This window comes from Nonomuraea sp. NPDC005730 (genome assembly GCF_040630865.1).
In the GTDB taxonomy this organism is placed as follows: Bacteria; Actinomycetota; Actinomycetes; order Streptosporangiales; family Streptosporangiaceae; genus Nonomuraea.
Window position 1 is genome coordinate 13,162 of record NZ_JBEXYK010000049.1, and the last position, 17,516, is coordinate 30,677.

Annotated in this window: 17 protein-coding genes; 7 read left to right on the forward strand and 10 right to left on the reverse strand. The window is 70.3% G+C overall.

What is annotated here, in order from left to right; all coding sequences use genetic code 11:
• Positions 1-64: 64 nt before the first annotated feature.
• Entirely contained in the window at positions 65-964 is a 900-nt protein-coding gene (locus tag ABZ444_RS37285) for an SDR family oxidoreductase (protein WP_358007668.1), read from the forward strand.
• A gap of 1 nt (position 965) precedes the next feature.
• Entirely contained in the window at positions 966-1,790 is an 825-nt protein-coding gene (locus tag ABZ444_RS37290; protein WP_358007671.1) for a MaoC/PaaZ C-terminal domain-containing protein, read from the forward strand.
• Here the strand turns inward: ABZ444_RS37290 and ABZ444_RS37295 are convergent.
• Positions 1,777-2,388 carry a TetR/AcrR family transcriptional regulator gene (locus ABZ444_RS37295; protein WP_358007674.1) on the reverse strand — a complete coding sequence of 204 codons (612 nt, stop codon included), beginning with the start codon at positions 2,386-2,388 and terminating at the stop codon, positions 1,777-1,779. The two genes, ABZ444_RS37290 and ABZ444_RS37295, sit on opposite strands and share 14 nt — an antisense overlap.
• An 80-nt stretch (positions 2,389-2,468) precedes the next feature.
• Between ABZ444_RS37295 and ABZ444_RS37300 the strand changes: the two genes are divergently transcribed.
• Together ABZ444_RS37300 and ABZ444_RS37305 are read left to right on the forward strand one after the other, a co-directional pair.
• Complete coding sequence (locus tag ABZ444_RS37300; RefSeq protein ID WP_358007677.1) at positions 2,469-3,650, forward strand: acyl-CoA dehydrogenase family protein; 1,182 nt, start codon at positions 2,469-2,471, stop codon at positions 3,648-3,650.
• 3 nt (positions 3,651-3,653) lie between these two features.
• Positions 3,654-5,786, forward strand: a complete 2,133-nt coding sequence (locus ABZ444_RS37305) for an acetate--CoA ligase family protein (protein ID WP_358007680.1) — start codon at positions 3,654-3,656, stop codon at positions 5,784-5,786.
• Between the two features lie 27 nt (positions 5,787-5,813).
• Here the strand turns inward: ABZ444_RS37305 and ABZ444_RS37310 are convergent, their stop codons facing one another.
• From ABZ444_RS37310 to ABZ444_RS37330, 5 genes are all read right to left on the reverse strand, one after another.
• A complete protein-coding gene (locus tag ABZ444_RS37310; RefSeq protein WP_358007683.1) occupies positions 5,814-6,293 on the reverse strand; it encodes a hypothetical protein in 480 nt (159 codons plus the stop codon).
• A 162-nt stretch (positions 6,294-6,455) separates the two neighbouring features.
• Entirely contained in the window at positions 6,456-6,707 is a 252-nt protein-coding gene (locus tag ABZ444_RS37315; protein WP_357980663.1) for an SCO4226 family nickel-binding protein, read from the reverse strand.
• 114 nt (positions 6,708-6,821) lie between these two features.
• The gene (locus tag ABZ444_RS37320; RefSeq protein WP_358007686.1) at positions 6,822-7,949 is read right to left on the reverse strand and encodes a thiolase; all 1,128 of its coding nucleotides are present in this window, start codon (positions 7,947-7,949) and stop codon (positions 6,822-6,824) included.
• Positions 7,946-8,353, reverse strand: a complete 408-nt coding sequence (locus ABZ444_RS37325; protein WP_358007689.1) for a Zn-ribbon domain-containing OB-fold protein — start codon at positions 8,351-8,353, stop codon at positions 7,946-7,948. Before ABZ444_RS37325 ends, ABZ444_RS37320 begins: the two co-directional genes overlap by 4 nt.
• Before the next feature lie 69 nt (positions 8,354-8,422).
• A complete protein-coding gene (locus ABZ444_RS37330; RefSeq protein WP_358007692.1) occupies positions 8,423-8,935 on the reverse strand; it encodes a VOC family protein in 513 nt (170 codons plus the stop codon).
• 168 nt (positions 8,936-9,103) lie between these two features.
• Here ABZ444_RS37330 and ABZ444_RS37335 point away from each other — a divergent pair, with 168 nt between their 5' ends.
• A complete protein-coding gene (locus tag ABZ444_RS37335; protein ID WP_358007695.1) occupies positions 9,104-10,420 on the forward strand; it encodes an MFS transporter in 1,317 nt (438 codons plus the stop codon).
• Between the two features lie 232 nt (positions 10,421-10,652).
• Here ABZ444_RS37335 and ettA read toward each other — a convergent pair whose 3' ends face one another.
• Together ettA and ABZ444_RS37345 are read right to left on the reverse strand one after the other, a co-directional pair.
• Positions 10,653-12,317: an energy-dependent translational throttle protein EttA gene (gene ettA, locus ABZ444_RS37340; RefSeq protein ID WP_358007698.1), complete on the reverse strand. Its 1,665-nt coding sequence runs from the start codon at positions 12,315-12,317 to the stop codon at positions 10,653-10,655.
• Positions 12,318-12,894: 577 nt separating this feature from the next.
• Positions 12,895-13,560, reverse strand: a complete 666-nt coding sequence (locus tag ABZ444_RS37345; RefSeq protein WP_358007701.1) for a TetR/AcrR family transcriptional regulator — start codon at positions 13,558-13,560, stop codon at positions 12,895-12,897.
• A gap of 129 nt (positions 13,561-13,689) precedes the next feature.
• Here ABZ444_RS37345 and ABZ444_RS37350 point away from each other — a divergent pair, with 129 nt between their 5' ends.
• Both ABZ444_RS37350 and ABZ444_RS37355 read left to right on the forward strand, forming a co-directional pair.
• Positions 13,690-14,169 carry a carboxymuconolactone decarboxylase family protein gene (locus ABZ444_RS37350; RefSeq protein ID WP_358007704.1) on the forward strand — a complete coding sequence of 160 codons (480 nt, stop codon included), beginning with the start codon at positions 13,690-13,692 and terminating at the stop codon, positions 14,167-14,169.
• Positions 14,166-14,378 carry a hypothetical protein gene (locus ABZ444_RS37355; RefSeq protein WP_358007707.1) on the forward strand — a complete coding sequence of 71 codons (213 nt, stop codon included), beginning with the start codon at positions 14,166-14,168 and terminating at the stop codon, positions 14,376-14,378. Before ABZ444_RS37350 ends, ABZ444_RS37355 begins: the two co-directional genes overlap by 4 nt.
• Positions 14,379-14,480: 102 nt before the next feature.
• Here the strand turns inward: ABZ444_RS37355 and ABZ444_RS37360 are convergent, their stop codons facing one another.
• Entirely contained in the window at positions 14,481-15,575 is a 1,095-nt protein-coding gene (locus tag ABZ444_RS37360; RefSeq protein WP_358007710.1) for a GGDEF domain-containing protein, read from the reverse strand.
• A 1,063-nt stretch (positions 15,576-16,638) separates the two neighbouring features.
• Positions 16,639-17,427 carry a single-stranded DNA-binding protein gene (locus tag ABZ444_RS37365; protein WP_358007713.1) on the reverse strand — a complete coding sequence of 263 codons (789 nt, stop codon included), beginning with the start codon at positions 17,425-17,427 and terminating at the stop codon, positions 16,639-16,641.
• Positions 17,428-17,516 lie beyond the last annotated feature (89 nt).

Genomic DNA, 17,516 nt, shown 5'->3' on the forward strand with positions numbered 1-17,516 from the left:
CTTTCTAGATTTTGATACTAGAATCCAATTCAAATCGTCGGCCGGTCAAGGATCGAGGTGTCGGATGAGCGGGATCGTCGAAGGTCGCGTGGTGATCGTCACGGGTGCGGCCAGGGGCATCGGGCGCGGGCACGCCCTGGAGTTCGCCAGGCAGGGCGCGAAGGTGGTGGTCAACGACCTGGGCGCCGAGGTGGACGGCACCGGTTCGTCCGGGGCCGCCGCCGAGGTGGTGGCCGAGATCGAGGCCACGGGCGGCCAGGCGATCGTCAACGGCGAGGACGTCTCCGACTTCGACGGCGCCGAGCGCCTGATCAGGTCGGCCGTCGAGCATTTCGGCGACCTGCACGTGCTGGTCAACAACGCCGGGATCCTGCGCGACCGCATGCTGGTCAACATGACCGCCGACGAGTGGGACGCGGTGATCAGGGTGCACCTGCGCGGCACGTTCGCGCCCCTGCGACACGCCGCCGCCTACTGGCGGGCCAAGGCCAAGTCCGGCGAGCGGCTCGACGCCCGGATCATCAACACGACGTCGTCGTCCGGCATCTACGGCAACCCGGGTCAGGGGAACTACGGCGCGGCCAAGGCGGGCATCGCCGGGCTGACCGTGATCGCCGCCAGGGAGCTGGAGCGCTACGGCGTGACCGTCAACGCCATCGCGCCCGCCGCGCTCACCCGCATGACGGAGAACCTGATCCCGGCCGGGGCGACCGGCGCCGACCCCGACGACATCGCGCCGCTGGTGGTCTGGCTGGCCAGCGGCGAGGCGCGCGGCGTGACCGGGCGGGTGTTCAACGTGCGCGGCGGAACGATCAGCGTGGCCGAGGGCTGGCACGCCGGCCCCGGGGTGGAGAAGGACGGCCGCTGGGACCCGGCCGAGCTGGGCGCGGTCATCCCCGCCCTGGTGGACAAGGCCGCCCCCAACGCTCTGACCAACGGCCGCGTCCCCGGGCGGGAGGACTGACATGCCGCTCGACCACTCGCTGATCGGCGTCGAGGGCCCGGCCCACGAGCGCACCTGGACCGCCGAGGACACCATGCTGTACGCGCTCGGCGTCGGCTCGGGCCTCGACGAGCTGGAGTTCGCCACCGAGAAGGGGCAGCGGGTGCTGCCGACGTTCGCGGTGCTGGCGGCGCAGTCGCCGGGGCGGCGGCTGGGCGACTACGACCCGGCCCTGCTGGTCCACGCCGAGCAGGGCTTCGAGCTGCGCCGCGAGCTGCCGGCCGCGGGCGGCGTACGGACGACGTCGAAGGTGACCGGCATCTACGACAAGGGCTCGGGCGCACTGGTGACCACCGAGGCCAGGGCCGTCGACCTGGAGAGCGGCGAGCTGCTGATCGCCTCGCACAGCTCGGTGTTCATCCGGGGCGAGGGCGGCTTCGGCGGCGACCGGGGGCCGCGCGAGGAGTGGGCGGTCCCGGACCGGGCGCCCGACCACAAGGTGACCTACCCGACCCGGCCGGACCAGGCACTGCTCTACCGGCTGTCCGGCGACCGCAACCCGCTGCACAGCGATCCCGAGTTCGCCGCCAGGGCCGGGTTCGACCGGCCGATCCTGCACGGGTTGTGCACGTACGGCGTGACCGGGCGGGCGTTGCTGCACACGCTCGCCGGGTCGGACCCGTCGCGGTTCAGGGCGATGTCGGGCCGGTTCAGCAGCCCGGTCTTCCCCGGCGAGCCGCTGACCGTCTCCATCTGGGCCGACGGCGACGACGTGCTGTTCCGGACCGCCAAGGACGACGGGACGGTGGTGATCGACCGCGGCCGGGCGACGATCAGTCGTCGCTGAGCCCCCTGAGGGGATCGAGGCGGTGGATGAGCTTCATCGCCGCCTCGATGATCTCCCTGGCCTCCTCCTCGGTGTCGGAGGTGGCCACCTCGCGGGCGGCCTCGCCGATGATGCTGGTCAGCACCGCGACCGTGAACCGGTCGAGGGGGTCTCCCCCGGCGCCGAGCAGGACGGCGTTCTGGCGCACCCACTCGCGCCCGCGGGTGCGGCGGATCAGCTCGAAGCCGGGCGGGCCGTCGCCGTCGATGAACAGCCTGACCAGGTCGCGCCGGTCCCAGGCGCCGTCGAGGTAGGCGCGGGCCCCGGCGATCAGCAGCTCGACGGGGTCGCTGACGCCCTCCTTCCTGGCCTTGGCGACGCTGGCGGCCGACGCCTGCTCGTGGGCCGCCTGGTGGTCCTCGTAGAGGGCGAGGAACAGCTCGGTCTTGCCGCCGAAGTGGTGGTAGAGGCTGCCGACGCTGGAACCGGCGCGGGCCACGACCTCCGAGACGTTGGAGTCGGCGAAGCCGTGCTCGCTGAAGACCTCACGGGCCGCCTGCAACATGCTCTTGCGCGTCTGAGCCGTACGGCTCCACTCCCACGAGGACTTGCGTGCCATGCCAGGCATTCTATCCCGGCGAATTCTAGAATCTGATTCTTGACCAGTGCGGCGCGGAGGCTAGAATCACGTACTAGAGAATGATTCTAGAAATTCAGGAGGCGGCCGTGGACTTCTCGCTCAGCCCGGAGGAACGGCAGATCCGCGACACCGTGCGTGCCTTCATCGAGAAGGAGATCATGCCGCTGGAGCCGGAGGTCCTGCGCAACGAGCGCGAGGGGCGTCCGGGGCTCGATCCCGAGGTCGTGCGCGACCTGCGCGCCAAGGCCAGGAAGTCGGGCTTCTGGGGCATCAACACCCCCGAGGAGTACGGCGGCGCGGCGCTCGGCCCGATCATGTCCGCGATCATCGCCATGGAGATGGGCCGCACGTTCGTGCCCTTCTCCTTCGGCGGCAGCGCCGACAACATCCTCTACGCCGGCACCGACGAGCAGAAGCGGCGCTACCTCGTCCCCACCATCGAGGGCGAACGGCGGTCCTGCTTCGCGATCACCGAGCCGGGCGCCGGCTCCGACGCCCGCAACATCCGCACCCGCGCCACCCGCGACGGCGCCGAGTGGGTGATCAACGGTGAGAAGACGTTCATCACCGGCGGCAGCGAGGCCGACTTCGTCATGGTGTTCGCGGTGGCCGAGGGCCACGGCGTGACGTGTTTCCTGGTCGACCGGGACATGGGCTGGAAGTCCGAGCCCATCCCGACGATGGGCGAGTGGGGGCCGGCGGCGCTGGTGTTCCAGGACGTCCGGGTGCCCGAGGAGAACATCCTGGGCGAGCTCGGCAAGGGCTTCGAGCTTGCCATGCAGTGGATCGGGCAAGGACGGTACATGATCCCGGCCCGTGCCATCGGCTCCGCCGAGCGCATGCTCCAGATGGCCATCGACTACGCCAAGATCCGCAAGTCGATGGGCCAGGCCATCTCGGAGTACCAGGCCATCCAGTGGATGATCGCCGACTCCCAGGTGGAGATCGAGGCGGCCAAGTGGCTCACCCTCCACGCGGCCTGGCAGGTGCAGCAGGGCATGGACGCCCGGCACGCCTCCTCCATCGCCAAGCTCAACGGCGCCGTGATGGCCAACCAGGTCGTGGACCGGGTGCTGCAGATCCACGGCGGCATGGGATACACCAAGGAGCTGCCGGTCGAGCGGTGGTACCGGGAGCTGCGCCTGCTACGCATCTTCGAGGGCACCGACGAGATCCAGCGCCGCACGATCGCCCGCAACCTCATCAAGGGCCACGCCAGGCTCGGCCTGATCGGAGAGTAGTCCATGTCGGTCGAGGCACTGTTCAACCCGCGCTCGATCGCCCTGGTGGGGGCCACGGACAAGTCGGGCTGGTCGGTCAGCACGCTGCTGAACCTGCGCACCCACGGCTTCTCCGGGCCCGTCCACCTGGTCAACCCCAGGGGCGGGGTGGTGCACGGGTCGCCGGCCTTCCGCAGCCTGACCGAGATCCCCTCCCCCGTCGACCTGGCCTACGTCATGGTGCCGACGGCCGCCGTGCTCGGCGTGCTGAAGGAGGGCGCCAAGCTGGGCATCGGCTGTTACGTGATCCTCACGGCGGGGTTCGGGGAGGCGGGCGCGGAGGGGGCGCGGCTGGAGGCGGAGATCGCCGGGTTCGCCCGCGAGAACGGCCTGACGATCCTCGGGCCGAACGGCAACGGCTACATCAACGCCGCCGCCGACGTGACCCCGTACGGGCTGCCCATCCCCGAGCCGCTGCTGCGCGGGTCGGTCGGCGTGGTGCTGCAGAGCGGCGCGCTGGCCAGCTCGGTGCTCGGCTTCGCCCAGGCCCGCAACGTCGGCATCAGCCTGCTGACCTCCATGGGCAACGAGTCGGTCGTCACGGTCACCGACGTCGTCGACCACCTCGTGGACGACCCGGCGACCAGGGTCATCGCCCTGTTCCTGGAGACGATCAGGAACCCGGCCGAGTTCTCCCGGGTCGCCCGCCGGGCACTGGTGGCGGGCAAGCCGATCGTCGCACTCAAGATCGGCCGCAGCAGGCTCGCCTCGCACACCGCGCAGGCCCACACGGGCGCGCTCGTGGGCGACGACGACGTCATCGACGCCGCGATGCGCCAGCTCGGCGTGATCAGGGTGCGCTCGCTGGAGGACCTCATCATCATCTCCGGACTGCTGGCCGCCACCGGCCCGCTGCCCGGCCGCCGGGTGGGCGTCGTCACCCCGTCCGGCGGGGCGTCCGAGATCATCGCGGACCGGGCCGAGGACGAGGGCCTGGAACTGCCGCCCTTCTCTGCGGCGACGGTCGAGCGGCTGGCCGGGATCGTGCCGTCGTTCGGCACCGTGCAGAACCCGCTCGACGTCACCGGCTACGTCCTCGTCGACCGCACCCTGCTCGGCCGTGCCCTGGAGACGGTGGCCGCCGATCCCGGCATCGACCTGGTCATGCTGCTGTCCGAACCGCCCAGGATCGCGCCTGCGGACCCCGCGCCCGTCCTCGCCATGTACGAGGCCAGCTCGCGGCGCATCGCCGAGTCGCCGGTGCCGGTCGTGGTGGTCGGCAACGTGCTGACCGACGTCACGGAGTTCGGGCGGCAGGTGCAGCGGGAGACCGGGTTCCCGTACGTCATGGGCGGGATCGAGCACGGCCTGACCGCCCTCGGCGCGGCGGTGCGCTGGTCGGAGGCCCACCGCAGGGCCCTGGCCGGCGGCGGCCCGGCCGGGCGGGCGGCGGTCACCGGCGCGCCCGGGGGTGCACCCAAGGGTGCACCCGATGATGCACACGGCGTGTGGGCCGAGCATCGGGCCGCCGCCCTGCTCGCCGCCGCGGGGCTGCCCGTGGTGCCGTCCGAGACCGCGGCGGACGAGGCGGCGGCCGTGGCCGCGGCCGAACGGTTCGGCTACCCGGTGGTGCTCAAGGCCGCCGCAGAAGGGCTCGGGCACAAGAGCGACATCGGCGGGGTGCGGCTCGGGCTGTCCGGTCCCGAGGCGGTGCGGCAGGCGTACCGGGAGGTGGTGGCCGCGGCGCGGGCGCACGCCCCCGACGCCGGCGTCCTGATCCAGCCGCAGCGCGGCGGCGGGATCGAGCTGCTGGCGGGCGTGGTGCGCGACCCGGCCTGGGGGCTCACCCTGGCGGTCGGGCTCGGCGGCGTCTGGGTGGAGGTGCTGCGGGACGCGGCCCTGCGCGTGCTGCCGGTGGACGCCGGCGAGGTACGCCGGGCCCTGTCGGAGCTGCGCGGCGCGGCCCTGCTGGACGGCGCCAGGGGCACCGAACCCGCCGACCTGGACGCGGTGGCCGACGTGGTGGCCAGGATCGCCGCGTTCGCCGAGAGCCTGGGCGACGACCTGGAGTCCCTGGAGATCAACCCGCTCCTGGTCACCGGCTCCCGCGTCGAGGCCCTGGACGCCCTCATCACCTGGCGCCCGCCGCCCTCCTGACCCGCCCCGGCGCCCGCGCGGGGCCGCTCAGTGCTCGAGGCTCTTCAGCAGGATCATCACGGCTCCCAGGGCGCCCGAGCCGGCTCCGCAGACCAGCCGGATCCAGAGCCGGTCGGTCTTGGGCGCCGCCGCGAAGAAGCCGAGCACGGTGAGCAGGACGACCGACACGGCGATCTCCAGGTACACCGACGCGTCCAGGGACATCACGCCGGTCATCGCCACGCACAGGATCACCGTGAGCGGGACCAATCCCCACAACATGCCGGTGGACCGCGTCACCGCGCCCCGCACCGCCTTGCGCACGTCCGGCGACCGGTCGCCGACGATCTCCGCGAACGCGTGCGCGATCCAGAACACGATGACCGTGCCGATCGCGGTGGCCAGCAGCTCGGCGGGGTCGGCGATCCAGTGCGAGAGCCCGGAGACGACGCCGGCCGTCAGGATGGTCCCGTAGACCGACTCGCCGTTGACGAACCGCCCCACCCCGCGCGCGGCTCCCGTGCTCACCCGACGAATCTAGTACGGCCCTCGCGCGCGGCCCGGCGCCCGACGCGCCCGCCTGGAAAACCTTTGGCGCCCCGCCCGGCCGTGGCGCGGGGGCGTCGGTGGCGGCCGCCCGCGTCCGCAGCAGCGCGGGCGGCCGTCACCGGTCCGGTGGCCGATTCGTGGCTACTCGACCTCGATGGGCAGCTCGTAGACCTCGGTCGTGGGATGGCCGGCCTTCTCGTGCACCCGCATCACCGCCTCCTTCGACGGCCCCGACGACAGGCAGAACACCTTGCCCGAGTCCGGGTCGAGCCAGGCCCGCTCGAAGTGCACACCCTCGGCCCCCTCGACCGCAAGGTCCCGCTCGTGGGCCTCGCGCAACTGGTCCTCGGTGACACCGACGAAACCACTGTGCACGTCCATGAACTTCGGCATCGCCGTCTCCTCTTCTCAGGATCTTCCACTTCCGATGGAGAGGCGTTCCATTCCGTTCCATCCCGTTCCATCGGCCCGTCCGGGCTCGCCTGCCCGCAGGGCCGTGCGCGGAACCTAGGGCAACCGGGAGGCCAGGACGAGGGTGGCGGCGGAGGCGAACATGCCGCCGTTGCCCAGCACCACGCTCACCTCCACGTCCGGCACCTGCGCCGCGGCCTCCCCCCGGAGCTGCCGCACCGACTCCTGGATGGCGAACATGCCGTACATGCCGGTGTGCGTGTAGGACAGGCCGCCGCCGTTGGTGTTCATCGGCAGCCGGCCGCCGGGCGAGGTGTGCCCCTCGGCGATGAACGCCCCCGCCTCGCCCCGGCCGACGAAGCCCAGGTCCTCCAGGCCGTAGACGGGCACGTGGGCGAAGGCGTCGTACACCATCAGGTGGTCGACGTCGTCGTGGGAGATCCGGGCCTCGGCGAAGGCGGCCCGGCCGGACAGGCGGAAGCCCTTGGAGGTGGTGAAGTCCTCCATCTGCGAGACCATCGGGGCGTCCATGGCCTCGCCGGAGCCGAGCAGGTACACCGGCGGGCGCCGCGACAGCTCCTCGGCGGTGACGACCAGCGCGCCGCCGCCGTCCGTCACCAGGCAGCATTCCAGCAGGTGGAAGGGGTAGGCGACGAGCTTGGACGCGAGCACGTCCTCGACCGTGACGAGGTCGCGGTACATGGCCCGCGGGTTCCGGGAGGCCCAGCGGCGCTGCGCGACCGCCACCTCGGCCAGTTGCTCGTGGGTGAGGCCGGTCTCCTTCATGTAGCGCAGCGCCGTGACGGTGAACGACGTCGGCGGCCCGACCACCCCGTACGGCAGCTCGAACTGCCCGAGCAGCGAGTCCGCGCCCAGCCCCCACCGGCCGGCGCCGACGCGCGACCGTCCCGACTCGCCGTGCGTGATCAGCACGGTACGGCACAGCCCGGCCCGGATGGCGGCGGCGGCGTGCCGCACGTGGAACAGGAACGACGACCCGCCCACTCCCGTGCCGTCGAGCCAGGAGGGCGTGATGCCGAGGGCGTGGGCGACCTGGATCGGGCCGGGCGTGCCGACCGTGGCGATGCCGTCGATGTCGTGTTTCGTCATGCCCGCGTCGGCGAGGGCGTTGCGCGCGGCCTCCAGGTGGAGTTGGAAGGTGGAGCGGTCCGGCAGGCGGCCGATCTCGTCGGTCTCGGCCGCCCCGGCGATCACGATGTTCATCGGGCGTCCCCCGCGGGCTCGAAGAGCGGCACGTGCACGTCGCCGCGCCGTTCGAACACCACCCGCAGCTCCATGTCCAGCGGCAGGTCCTCGGGGGTGTTGGGCACGCCGACGATGTTGCTCATCATCCGCACGCCCTCCTCCAGCTCCACGACGGCGATGGCGTAAGGCCCGCCGGCCTCGAAACCGGGCGCGGGGCGGTGGTTGATCACGTACGAGTACAGGGTCGCTCGGCCCGTCGCGCGCACCCACTCCACGTCACCGCCGCCGCAGTGGGGGCAGCTCGGCCGGGGGTAGAAGTAGTGCCGCGCGCACGTCTGGCAGCGCTGGATCCTGAGCTCTCCCGCGGCCGTGCCGTCCCAGAACGGCTGGGTCTCGGGCGTTGGCTTCGGTGCCGGTTTCATGGGCCTCCTCGCTCTAGTTCTAGAATTGCACTCTAGAGCTGTGTTCGGTCCTGGGGAAGCCTCCGCGACTCAGGGGCTGGGGATGCCGTCGCCGTTGCGGCCGCGTCCCGCCAGCACCTCCGCCAGCGTCGGACGGGCCAGGTCCGGGTCACGGAGCCCCGGGCAGGCGAGCTGGATGAGCACGCCGTGCGCCTCCTTGGGGTGCAGGAACACCTCCTGCCAGCGCACGTCGGCCCTGTTGAGCCCGTGCAGCCGGTAGCCGCGCCCGGCGAGCCGGGCGACGGCCGCGTCCATGTCGCCGACGTGGAAGTTCAGATGATGGACGCCGCCGCGCCCCCGCGTCAGCTCGAAGAAGCTGTCGAAGAACGTGGACCCGGTCAGCGGCTCCATGAGCTCGACCTTGCTCCCGTTGGAGTACGTGAGCTGCAGCGTGCGATACCCGCTGACCCGGTTGTCCCCACCGCCTCCCAGATGGCGACCTCCGAGCAGGTCGCGGTAGATCGGCAGCAGATCCCTGATCCGGGGAGCGGCCACGGCCGTGTGGTCGAAGGTCACGTCGAGGCCGTCAAGTTCCAGGTCCACGCCCGGCTCCTCACTACGAACGAATCCTAGAATTTGATTCTAATCATCTGATCCCGGGTACGCACTCTTGACGCCGACCGATGCGAGGAGCAGCATCTCAGAAATTGATTCTAGAGCTAGCTTCTAGAACTCATGGCGGGGGCCCTAGGCTCGGCAGAAAGGCTTGTCATGAGGCTGTCCTACGTCCGCGAGCTCGACGAGTACCCGACCGGCGCCCGCCGGATGAAGATCCTCACCATGGCCGTCCTGGCCATCCTCATCGGCTCCTACGAAGGGCAGATCGCGCCCGTCGTACCCCTGCTGCTCAAAGACCTGGACATGTCCCTGGCCACGTACGGCGCGGTGTCGGGGGCGGCGGCGGTGGCCGGGGCCGTGGCCTCCATCCTGGGCGGCAGGCTCACCGACCGGGTCGGCCGGGTCCGCCTGCTCATCCCGCTCATGGCCCTCACCGCCGTGTGCTGCTTCGCCATGACGCTCGTGCACAGTCCACGCGACCTGCTGATCGCCCGCATCCTGCTGGCCTTCGTGGACGGCGTCGCCATGGCCTCCACCGCGCCGCTGGTCCGCGACTTCTCGCCGCGGCTCGGACGGGCGCAGGCGTTCGGGTTCTGGACGTGGGGCCCGGTGGGCGCGAACTTCCTGGCCGCCGCCGTCGCCGGCTGGACGCTGCCGATCTTCGACGAGTCGTGGCGGTCGCAGTTCGTCATCATGGGCTGCTTCTCGCTGGTGATCTCGGCGGTCATCGCGTTCAACATCGCCGACCTGTCCCCCGAACTGCGGGCCAGGATCCAGCACACCGAACGGGCCGCCGAGGAGGTCGTCGACCTGGAGCGCCCGCCCACCGTCCGGTCGTTGTTCGCCCGGCGCAACATCTGGGCCCACGTCGTCGGCATCTCGCTCTGGCTGGTCCTCTACATCACGCTGTCGTTGTTCGGCCAGACGATGCTGGTGGGCGCGCTCGGCATCAGCAGCGCGCAGGCGTCCACGATCATGGCCGCGTTCTGGAGCCTGAACCTCGTCACGCTGATCGTCACCGGCCGCCTGTCGGACCGCCTGCAACTGCGCAAGCCGTTCTCGCTCGCCGGGACGATCGCCGCGGTGCTGGTCACCGCCTACCTCGCCGTCGCGCTCGGCCAGGAAGGTGTCTCCACCGGCACGCTCATGGTGGTCGGCGCCCTGCTCGGCGGCTCACTCGGCGTCGCCTACGCCCCCTGGATGGCCAACTACTCCGAGGACGCCGAGGACGCCGACCCGCGTCTGCAGGGCACGGCCTGGGGGCTGTTCGGCTTCCTGAGCAAGGCGATCGCGGTGGTCGGGCTGCTGGTCATCCCGCACGTCGTGGCGGCCACGAGCTGGCAGACCTGGCTGTTCGTGGCGCTGGGCTGCCTCGTGCTGTTCGTCCCCGCGATCCTGCTGTTCAACGGGCCATGGCGACGCACCGCTCCCGCTCCCGCACAGGTCGCCCTCACCGAGGCCGAAGGCTGATCGTCCTGCCGGAACACGCGAAGAGCGGCGCACCCCGGAAGGGGCCCGCCGCTCGCCGCAGGAATGAGCCATAAGTCCTGGCACGGGACGAGACGCGTCAGTCCCGGGCTCCAGGTTGAGACGTGTCGGTCCCGCTGCCGCGACGCGACGTGTCAGTCCCGCTGCCAGGGACGAGACGTGTCGTCCCTGGCACCGAGATGAGACGTGTCGCTCCCGCTGCCGGGGCGAGACGTCAGTCCCGGTGCAGCTTCCGGTACGTCACCCGGTGGGGACGGGCCGCGTCGGCGCCGAGACGCTCGATCTTGTTCTTCTCGTAGTCGGCGAAGTTGCCCTCGAACCAGTACCAGTTCGAGCCTTCCTCCCACGCGAGGATGTGGGTGGCGATGCGGTCGAGGAACCACCGGTCGTGCGAGGTGATCACGGCGCAGCCCGGGAAGTCGAGCAGCGCGTTCTCCAGCGACGACAACGTCTCGGTGTCGAGGTCGTTGGTCGGCTCGTCGAGCAGCAGGACGTTGCCGCCCTGCTTGAGGGTGAGTGCCAGGTTGAGCCGGTTACGCTCGCCGCCCGACAGCACCCCCGCCTTCTTCTGCTGGTCGGGCCCCTTGAACCCGAACGCCGCAATGTAGGCCCGCGACGGCATCTCGACGTTGCCGACCTTGATGTGGTCGAGCCCGTCGGAGACGACCTCCCAGACGTTCTTGTTCGGGTCGATGCCGCCCCGGCTCTGGTCGGCGTAGGAGATCTTCACGGTCTCGCCGATCGTGATCGACCCCGTGTCCGGCGTCTCCCCACCCGTGATCATGCGGAACAGCGTGGTCTTGCCGACGCCGTTGGGACCGATGACGCCGACGATGCCGTTACGCGGCAGGTCGAACGTCAGGCTCTCCATCAGCAGGCGGTCGCCGAAGCCCTTGGTGAGCTGCTCCGACCTGATCACCGTGGTGCCCAGACGCGGGCCCGGCGGGATCTGGATCTCCTCGAAGTCCAGCTTGCGGAACTTGTCGGCCTCGGCGGCCATCTCCTCGTACCGCTGGAGACGGGCCTTGCTCTTGGTCTGGCGGGCCTTGGGGTTGGAGCGCACCCACTCCAGCTCGTCCTCCAGGCGCTTCTTGCGCTTGGCGTCCTTCTGGCCCTCGACCTTGAGGCGCTGGGCCTTCATGTCGAGGTAGGTGGAGTAGTTGCCCTCGTAGGGGTAGCAGCGACCGCGGTCGAGCTCCAGGATCCAGGTGGCCACGTTGTCCAGGAAGTACCGGTCGTGGGTGACGGCCAGCACCGCGCCGGCGTACTTCTCCAGGTGCGACTCCAGCCACTGCACGCTCTCGGCGTCGAGGTGGTTGGTGGGCTCGTCGAGCAGCAGCAGGTCGGGGGCCTCAAGCAGCAGCTTGCACAGCGCCACGCGGCGGCGCTCACCACCGGACAGCTTGCTCACCTCGGCGTCGGGCGGCGGGCAGCGCAGGGCGTCCATCGCCTGCTCGAGCTGGCTGTCGAGGTCCCACGCGTTGCGGTGCTCCAGCTGATCCTGGAGCTTGCCCATCTCCGCCAGCAGCTCGTCGCTGTAGTCGGTGGCCATCTGCTCGGCGATCTGGTTGTAGCGGTCGAGCATCGCCATCGTCTCGGCGACACCCTCCTGCACGTTGCCCAGAACGGTCTTTTCCTCGTTGAGCGGCGGCTCCTGTTGGAGCATGCCGACCGTGAAGCCCGGCATCAGCTTGGCGTCGCCATTGGATGGCTGCTCCAGGCCGGCCATCATCCGGAGCAGCGTCGACTTCCCGGTGCCGTTCGGCCCCAGGACACCGATCTTGGCTCCGGGCAGGAACGACAGCGTGACGTCGTCAAGGACAACCTTGTCGCCGTGCGCCTTGCGCACGCGCTGCAGCGTGTAGATGTACTCCGGCATGCTCCCTAGCTTAGAGGCTGCACACACAGGCTTCCGCCGCCCAGCCCCATTCACCCCCGCCCTTCGCCACCCGCCCGAGCCCCCCACCCCCCATCTCCCCCGAACGCCTCGACGCCCGCGGCCACACCCCTTGACCCCCTCACGCGCCGGAACGCCCATGACGACCCACCCCTGGGCCCTCCTTTGGGGGCGGACCTGTTCCCACCACCGCCCTCAACCAACTGGCGATCTCCGTCGCGCTCTCTTTGGCCCAGGCATCGGGCCCGCCTTGGGGGGCGGGGGCCGTTCGCACCCCGGACCTCAACCAACCGGGATCTCCCTCACGCCGTCCTTGCCCCCTTCGCCACGGCCCTTCGTCGCGACCTTGTTCGTCGCGGACCCTGCGGTGGTCGCCGCCGTGATCTCCGCTGCGGTCGCCGTCGTGGTCTCCGCCGTGGCGAGGAGAGCGGTGGCCGCGGGCGGCAACCCTTTACGCCCTCGCGCGCTGGAACGCCCATGACGGCCCAGGCCCCAGGCCCGCCTTGAGGGCGGAGGCTGTTCTGTTCACACCCCGGACGTCAGCCGACCGGGACCCCCGTCAGCCCCTCCTTGGCCCCGCCGCCGCGGCCTCCCTCATCGCGGCCCTCTTCGTCGCGGCCCCTTCGCCGGTCGCGGCGTCCCTCGTCGCGGCCGCATTCGTCGCGGCCCCTGTGGTGGTCTCCGTGGTGGCGAGGAGAGCGGTGGCTGCGGCGCGTGCTCGTAGTGCCGGGTGGGGCGAGCGCTCACGTACCGCCGTGACGATGGCCCCGTCCACCAGTAGCACGAACAGGTGCGCCAGCTCGGCGGCATCGGCCCGCCCGTCGCGCTCGATCAACCCCGAGACGTACGCCCGTACGCGCTCCTTGTGCTCGGCCGCCACCCGATGTGCCGCACTGTCGGGATCCGCCGTCTCGATCATGGTGTTGATGAAGGCGCAGCCACGGAAATCCGCCCGCGCGAACCGTTCGGCCAGTGCGTCGAAGACGTCCAGCGGATGCCCGCCCAGAGCCTCCACGCGTTCGGCCAGCCAGGCCCGCCACCGCTCGTCCCGCCGCCGCAACACGGCCACGACCAGGTCGTCCTTGCTCGGAAAGTGCCGATAGAAGGAGGCACGGCCCACCCCCGAGACACTCAGGATCCGCTCGACGCCCACCGCCCTGATCCCCTCCGCGTAGAAGAGGTCCTCGGCGGCGTCGAGCAGTCGTTCACGGGCACGTGTGGGCATACCGCCAAGCTATCCCGAACTTCCCTAAAACGGAACCGTTCGGTATCGTCTTGCCCAGATGGAACCGACCAGTACCGTTTTGGAGACATCATGCCCCGCCTTCCACAACTGACAGAAGACAATGACGGCTTGCTCGACCAGACCCGCCGCCAGCTCGGCAAGGTCCCCAACCTGTACGCCGCCCTCGCCAACGGCCCAGCCGCCCTGGCCGGCTACCTCGCGATGCGCGAACACCTCAGCTCGGGCGCCCTCACCCCGAGACTGCGGGAGCAGATCGCCCTGCTGGTCGCCCAGGAGAACCACTGCACGTACTGCGTGAGCGCCCACACCATGCGCGGACGCCGTATGGGCATGTCCGACGAGGAACTTCTCAAGACCCGCCAGGGCGCTGACGACGAGCCGCACGCGGCCGCCGTCCTGGCCATCACTCAGGTGATCATGCACACGGGCGGCGCGGTGAGCGACGCCGACCTAGACGCCGCACGGGCCGCCGGCGTCTCGGACGCGGAGCTCGCCGAGATCGTGGGCCACATCGCCCTGAACACCTTGTCCAACTACTTCAACCACCTCGCCCAGCCCGAGCTGGACTTCCCGGAGGTGCAGGCATGAACCCCACCTGGAGAAGCGGCACCGTCGAACTCCTCGACGGCTACACGCTGACGAACTCCGAGGGCCGCCGGGTGTCGACCGTGGAAGGAGTGCGGTTCGCCATCGAGGGCGGATACCTCAACGTCGAGGTCCCCGGCGTACCTCACGTCCAGATCGTCTCGGCTCCCGCCGTCCGTCTCGTCATCTGCGACAGCGTCACCACATCCTGACGCCCAAGGCGCACGCCCCACACCCCCAGGGCAGGCTCCTGACCCATCCCCCAGGCGCCTGCCCGCACTCCCTGCACATCACACCGCACTTGTCGTGGCACGTCACACGGCTTGCTCCTCGGGCGACGGCGGTTGTGGAGGCTGGACGGCGGGGATGCAGACACGGTCCCGGCCCAGCTCCTTGGCCCGATAGAGAGCCAGGTCGGCGGCGGCCAGCAGGTCGATCAGATCGTCGCCGTGCACGCACATCAACGCGACCCCGACCGAGATCGTGATCCGGATCAGAGCGTCGTCCACCGGGATGGCCATGTGCCCGATATGCGTACGAAGCCGCTCGGCGACCTGCCGTGCCTCCTCGACGTCCGCCCCCGGCAGCAGGACGACGAACTCCTCGCCGCCGAACCGCCCCACCACGTCGGATTCCCGCAGCTCCCTGCGCAACATGGCCGCCACCCCGGCCAGCACCTCGTCGCCGACCAGGTGCCCGTGGGCGTCGTTCACGCGCTTGAAGTGGTCGATGTCGATGATCAGCAGCGCCAGCGTGTCACCACTGCGACGCGCCCGGAGGATCTCGGTGTCGGCCTCCCGCTGCCAGGCGGCCGCGTTGAGCAGCCCGGTCTTCGAGTCGGTACGGGCGGCGGCCTGCAACTGCGCATGCAGCAGACTGCGTTGCAGCAGGACGACCGGCGGCAACGCGAGCACCAGCAGAGCCAGGTTGAGCCCGCACCCGATCGAGACCGTGACCCCGAGGCAGAGCTCGACGACGTCCAGCAGGACGCTCTCCCTGTTCCACAGCACCTCCTGCCACGACCCCTCGGGATCGGACGTGTGCGCCGCGACCGCGATGAGACCGATGTTGAGCAGGGAGAACAGCACGGCGGCCGCAACCGCGTAGGCGATCGGCGGCCCACTCCCCCGCGTCAGCACCCAGGGATCGGGGACGACCCAGTGGAAGGCGACCGACGCCGTGCAGCCGGCCAGGCCGATGGCCGCCGAGCTGAACACCCGACGGTAGAGAACTGTGGCGCGCACGCGCACCTGCAGAAGGATCTGCAGCACGATCGGCGCGAAGAGGGCGTAGACCGGCGGCAGGAGCAGGGCGACCGGCAGCCACCAGGCCGACAACAGGTCACGCGAGACGCCGGCGGGCATGCCCAGACGCCTGCTGGCCTCGATGCAGACCGCGCCACACGCCATGAGAGCGGCAAAAGTTAGCAAATCCGGCCAGTGGAAATCGGTAGATCTCGCGAACAAGGCAATCGCGACGGCATCTAGGGCGACAATGGCGCACAGATACGCCACAAGCGGGCGCCGTTGCCCGAGCAATGGCCAACGACCGGCCATTCTTGACACACCGTCGCGAGACTTGATCGTGGCGTGACTCGTCGCCGCCATCTCGTCTCCTCCCTGACTAACGATGTGTAACACAATAATTGCGGAGTGTGCGTTATGCGATGGGAACCGCTACGTTGAAACGACCACGCCCGCTCACTCCGCGAGCGGGCAGTGCCGGAAAGGAGCAACCATGGTGCGGGGCGTGACCTGGACATGACCCATGCTCTAGGTATCTGACGCAGACAAACACCCCATCGGCCCCCTTCGGGGTGACATCGGGGCCATCAGCCGATGCCCCTCCCCCTCCCCTCTGGCCGTCCCCTGCGCGGGGCGCCGACCCATCGGCTGCTGCCCTCCGCCCCGATCGCTTTCCCCTTGTCCGATGGCAGGTGAACCATCGGTGGTACCACCCCCTCACCTCCTCCATGTCGGGGAACTCGATGACCGGCGAGCCTGGGCCCACGCCATCAAGGTGTGCGTCACCCCCAGGACTGCTCGTCACGTCACGCTTGCGCGCCGTTGCCCGCACATCCTGGCGTCACCGGTAAGCGACCCCCGTAGCGACGCCTGTCAACAGGCGGCCCAGCCGGTGCCTGGGCACCCGCCCGGCCCTCAACCAGGCAGCGCGAATCGCCCCTGTGGGGACCACCGTGAGGCGAACCAGGGCCCCTACGCCTCCGCATGCACACACTCACTCGGGCGGGTTGGCATCGTGAGCAGCCCGAGACACCGCACCTTCGCATGCGCACACCCACAGACGGTTTCCATCGTGGAGCAGCCCCTCGGGGCGGTGTGTGGCGGGTGTCTTCATGGCGGATTGAGTAGGTCGCCATGAAGGCACCCGCCTTCACGGGCAGCGGCCGCGTATCCGTCACGACGGAAGCATCCAGAGGTGTCGCTGCTTAGCCGTCAGGTGACGATGGTGTCAGGCTGCGGCCTTCTCCGGTGCCTGTGTCTTCGTCCGGGGCTTGCTGGACGCGCCCAGGACGCGGACCGTGGCGGCCTTGGCTGACGAACCGCGGCCCGGATGCTCTCGGGTGACCGTGCCAGGAGTGGTGTCGTCCCCCACGGCGGTGTCGGGCTGGAGCTCAGGACGGGCGGTGGGGTGCGGAGTGGCGGCGTCGGGGTCGGTGGCCGCTATGGCCAGCACCGGGTGGTCGGTGTCCGGCTCGGCATCCTCGTCGTGAGGCTGCGCGGGAGCGCTTCGAGGGGCGTCGGCGGCCACGGGGACCGACGGGTCGGCGGTCGAGTGGAGGGAGGACGGGCGGACGGGCCTGGTGCCCATCGCCCAGTCCTGGGTCTCCTCGTCGAGGCGTTCGCGCATCTCCTTGGTCATCGAACCCAGGCCGCCCCCGCGCTCCGGCTTGGTGAAGACGCCGGTGCCCCAGCGCAGGTCGTGCCCGACCGCGCTGGCCTCGATCTCCGGCATGAACCGGCGGTCGCCTTCCGCGCCGAACTCGCGGATGCGGAGCTTGCCGGACACGACGACGGGTTGCCCCGCCCGTACGCAGTCGGCGACGTTGTCGCCCAGCGCGCGCCAGCACCGGACCGTGAAGCAGACGCGCTCACCGTCGGTCCATTGCCCTGTCTTCCTGTCGAAGTAGCGGTGCGAGGTGAACACCTTCAGCGACGTGACCCTGGTGCCGTCGTCGAAGCTGTACTGCCGTGGCTCTGCTGCGACGTTTCCGGTGAGCGTGATGTAGATGTCGTTCATCCGTGCCTCCCATGCGGCGGGCGGACTGCCCGCGACCTGGGAACACGGTGCCTGAAGCAGGCCGGGCGGAGTGGGGGCGAACGCCGTTC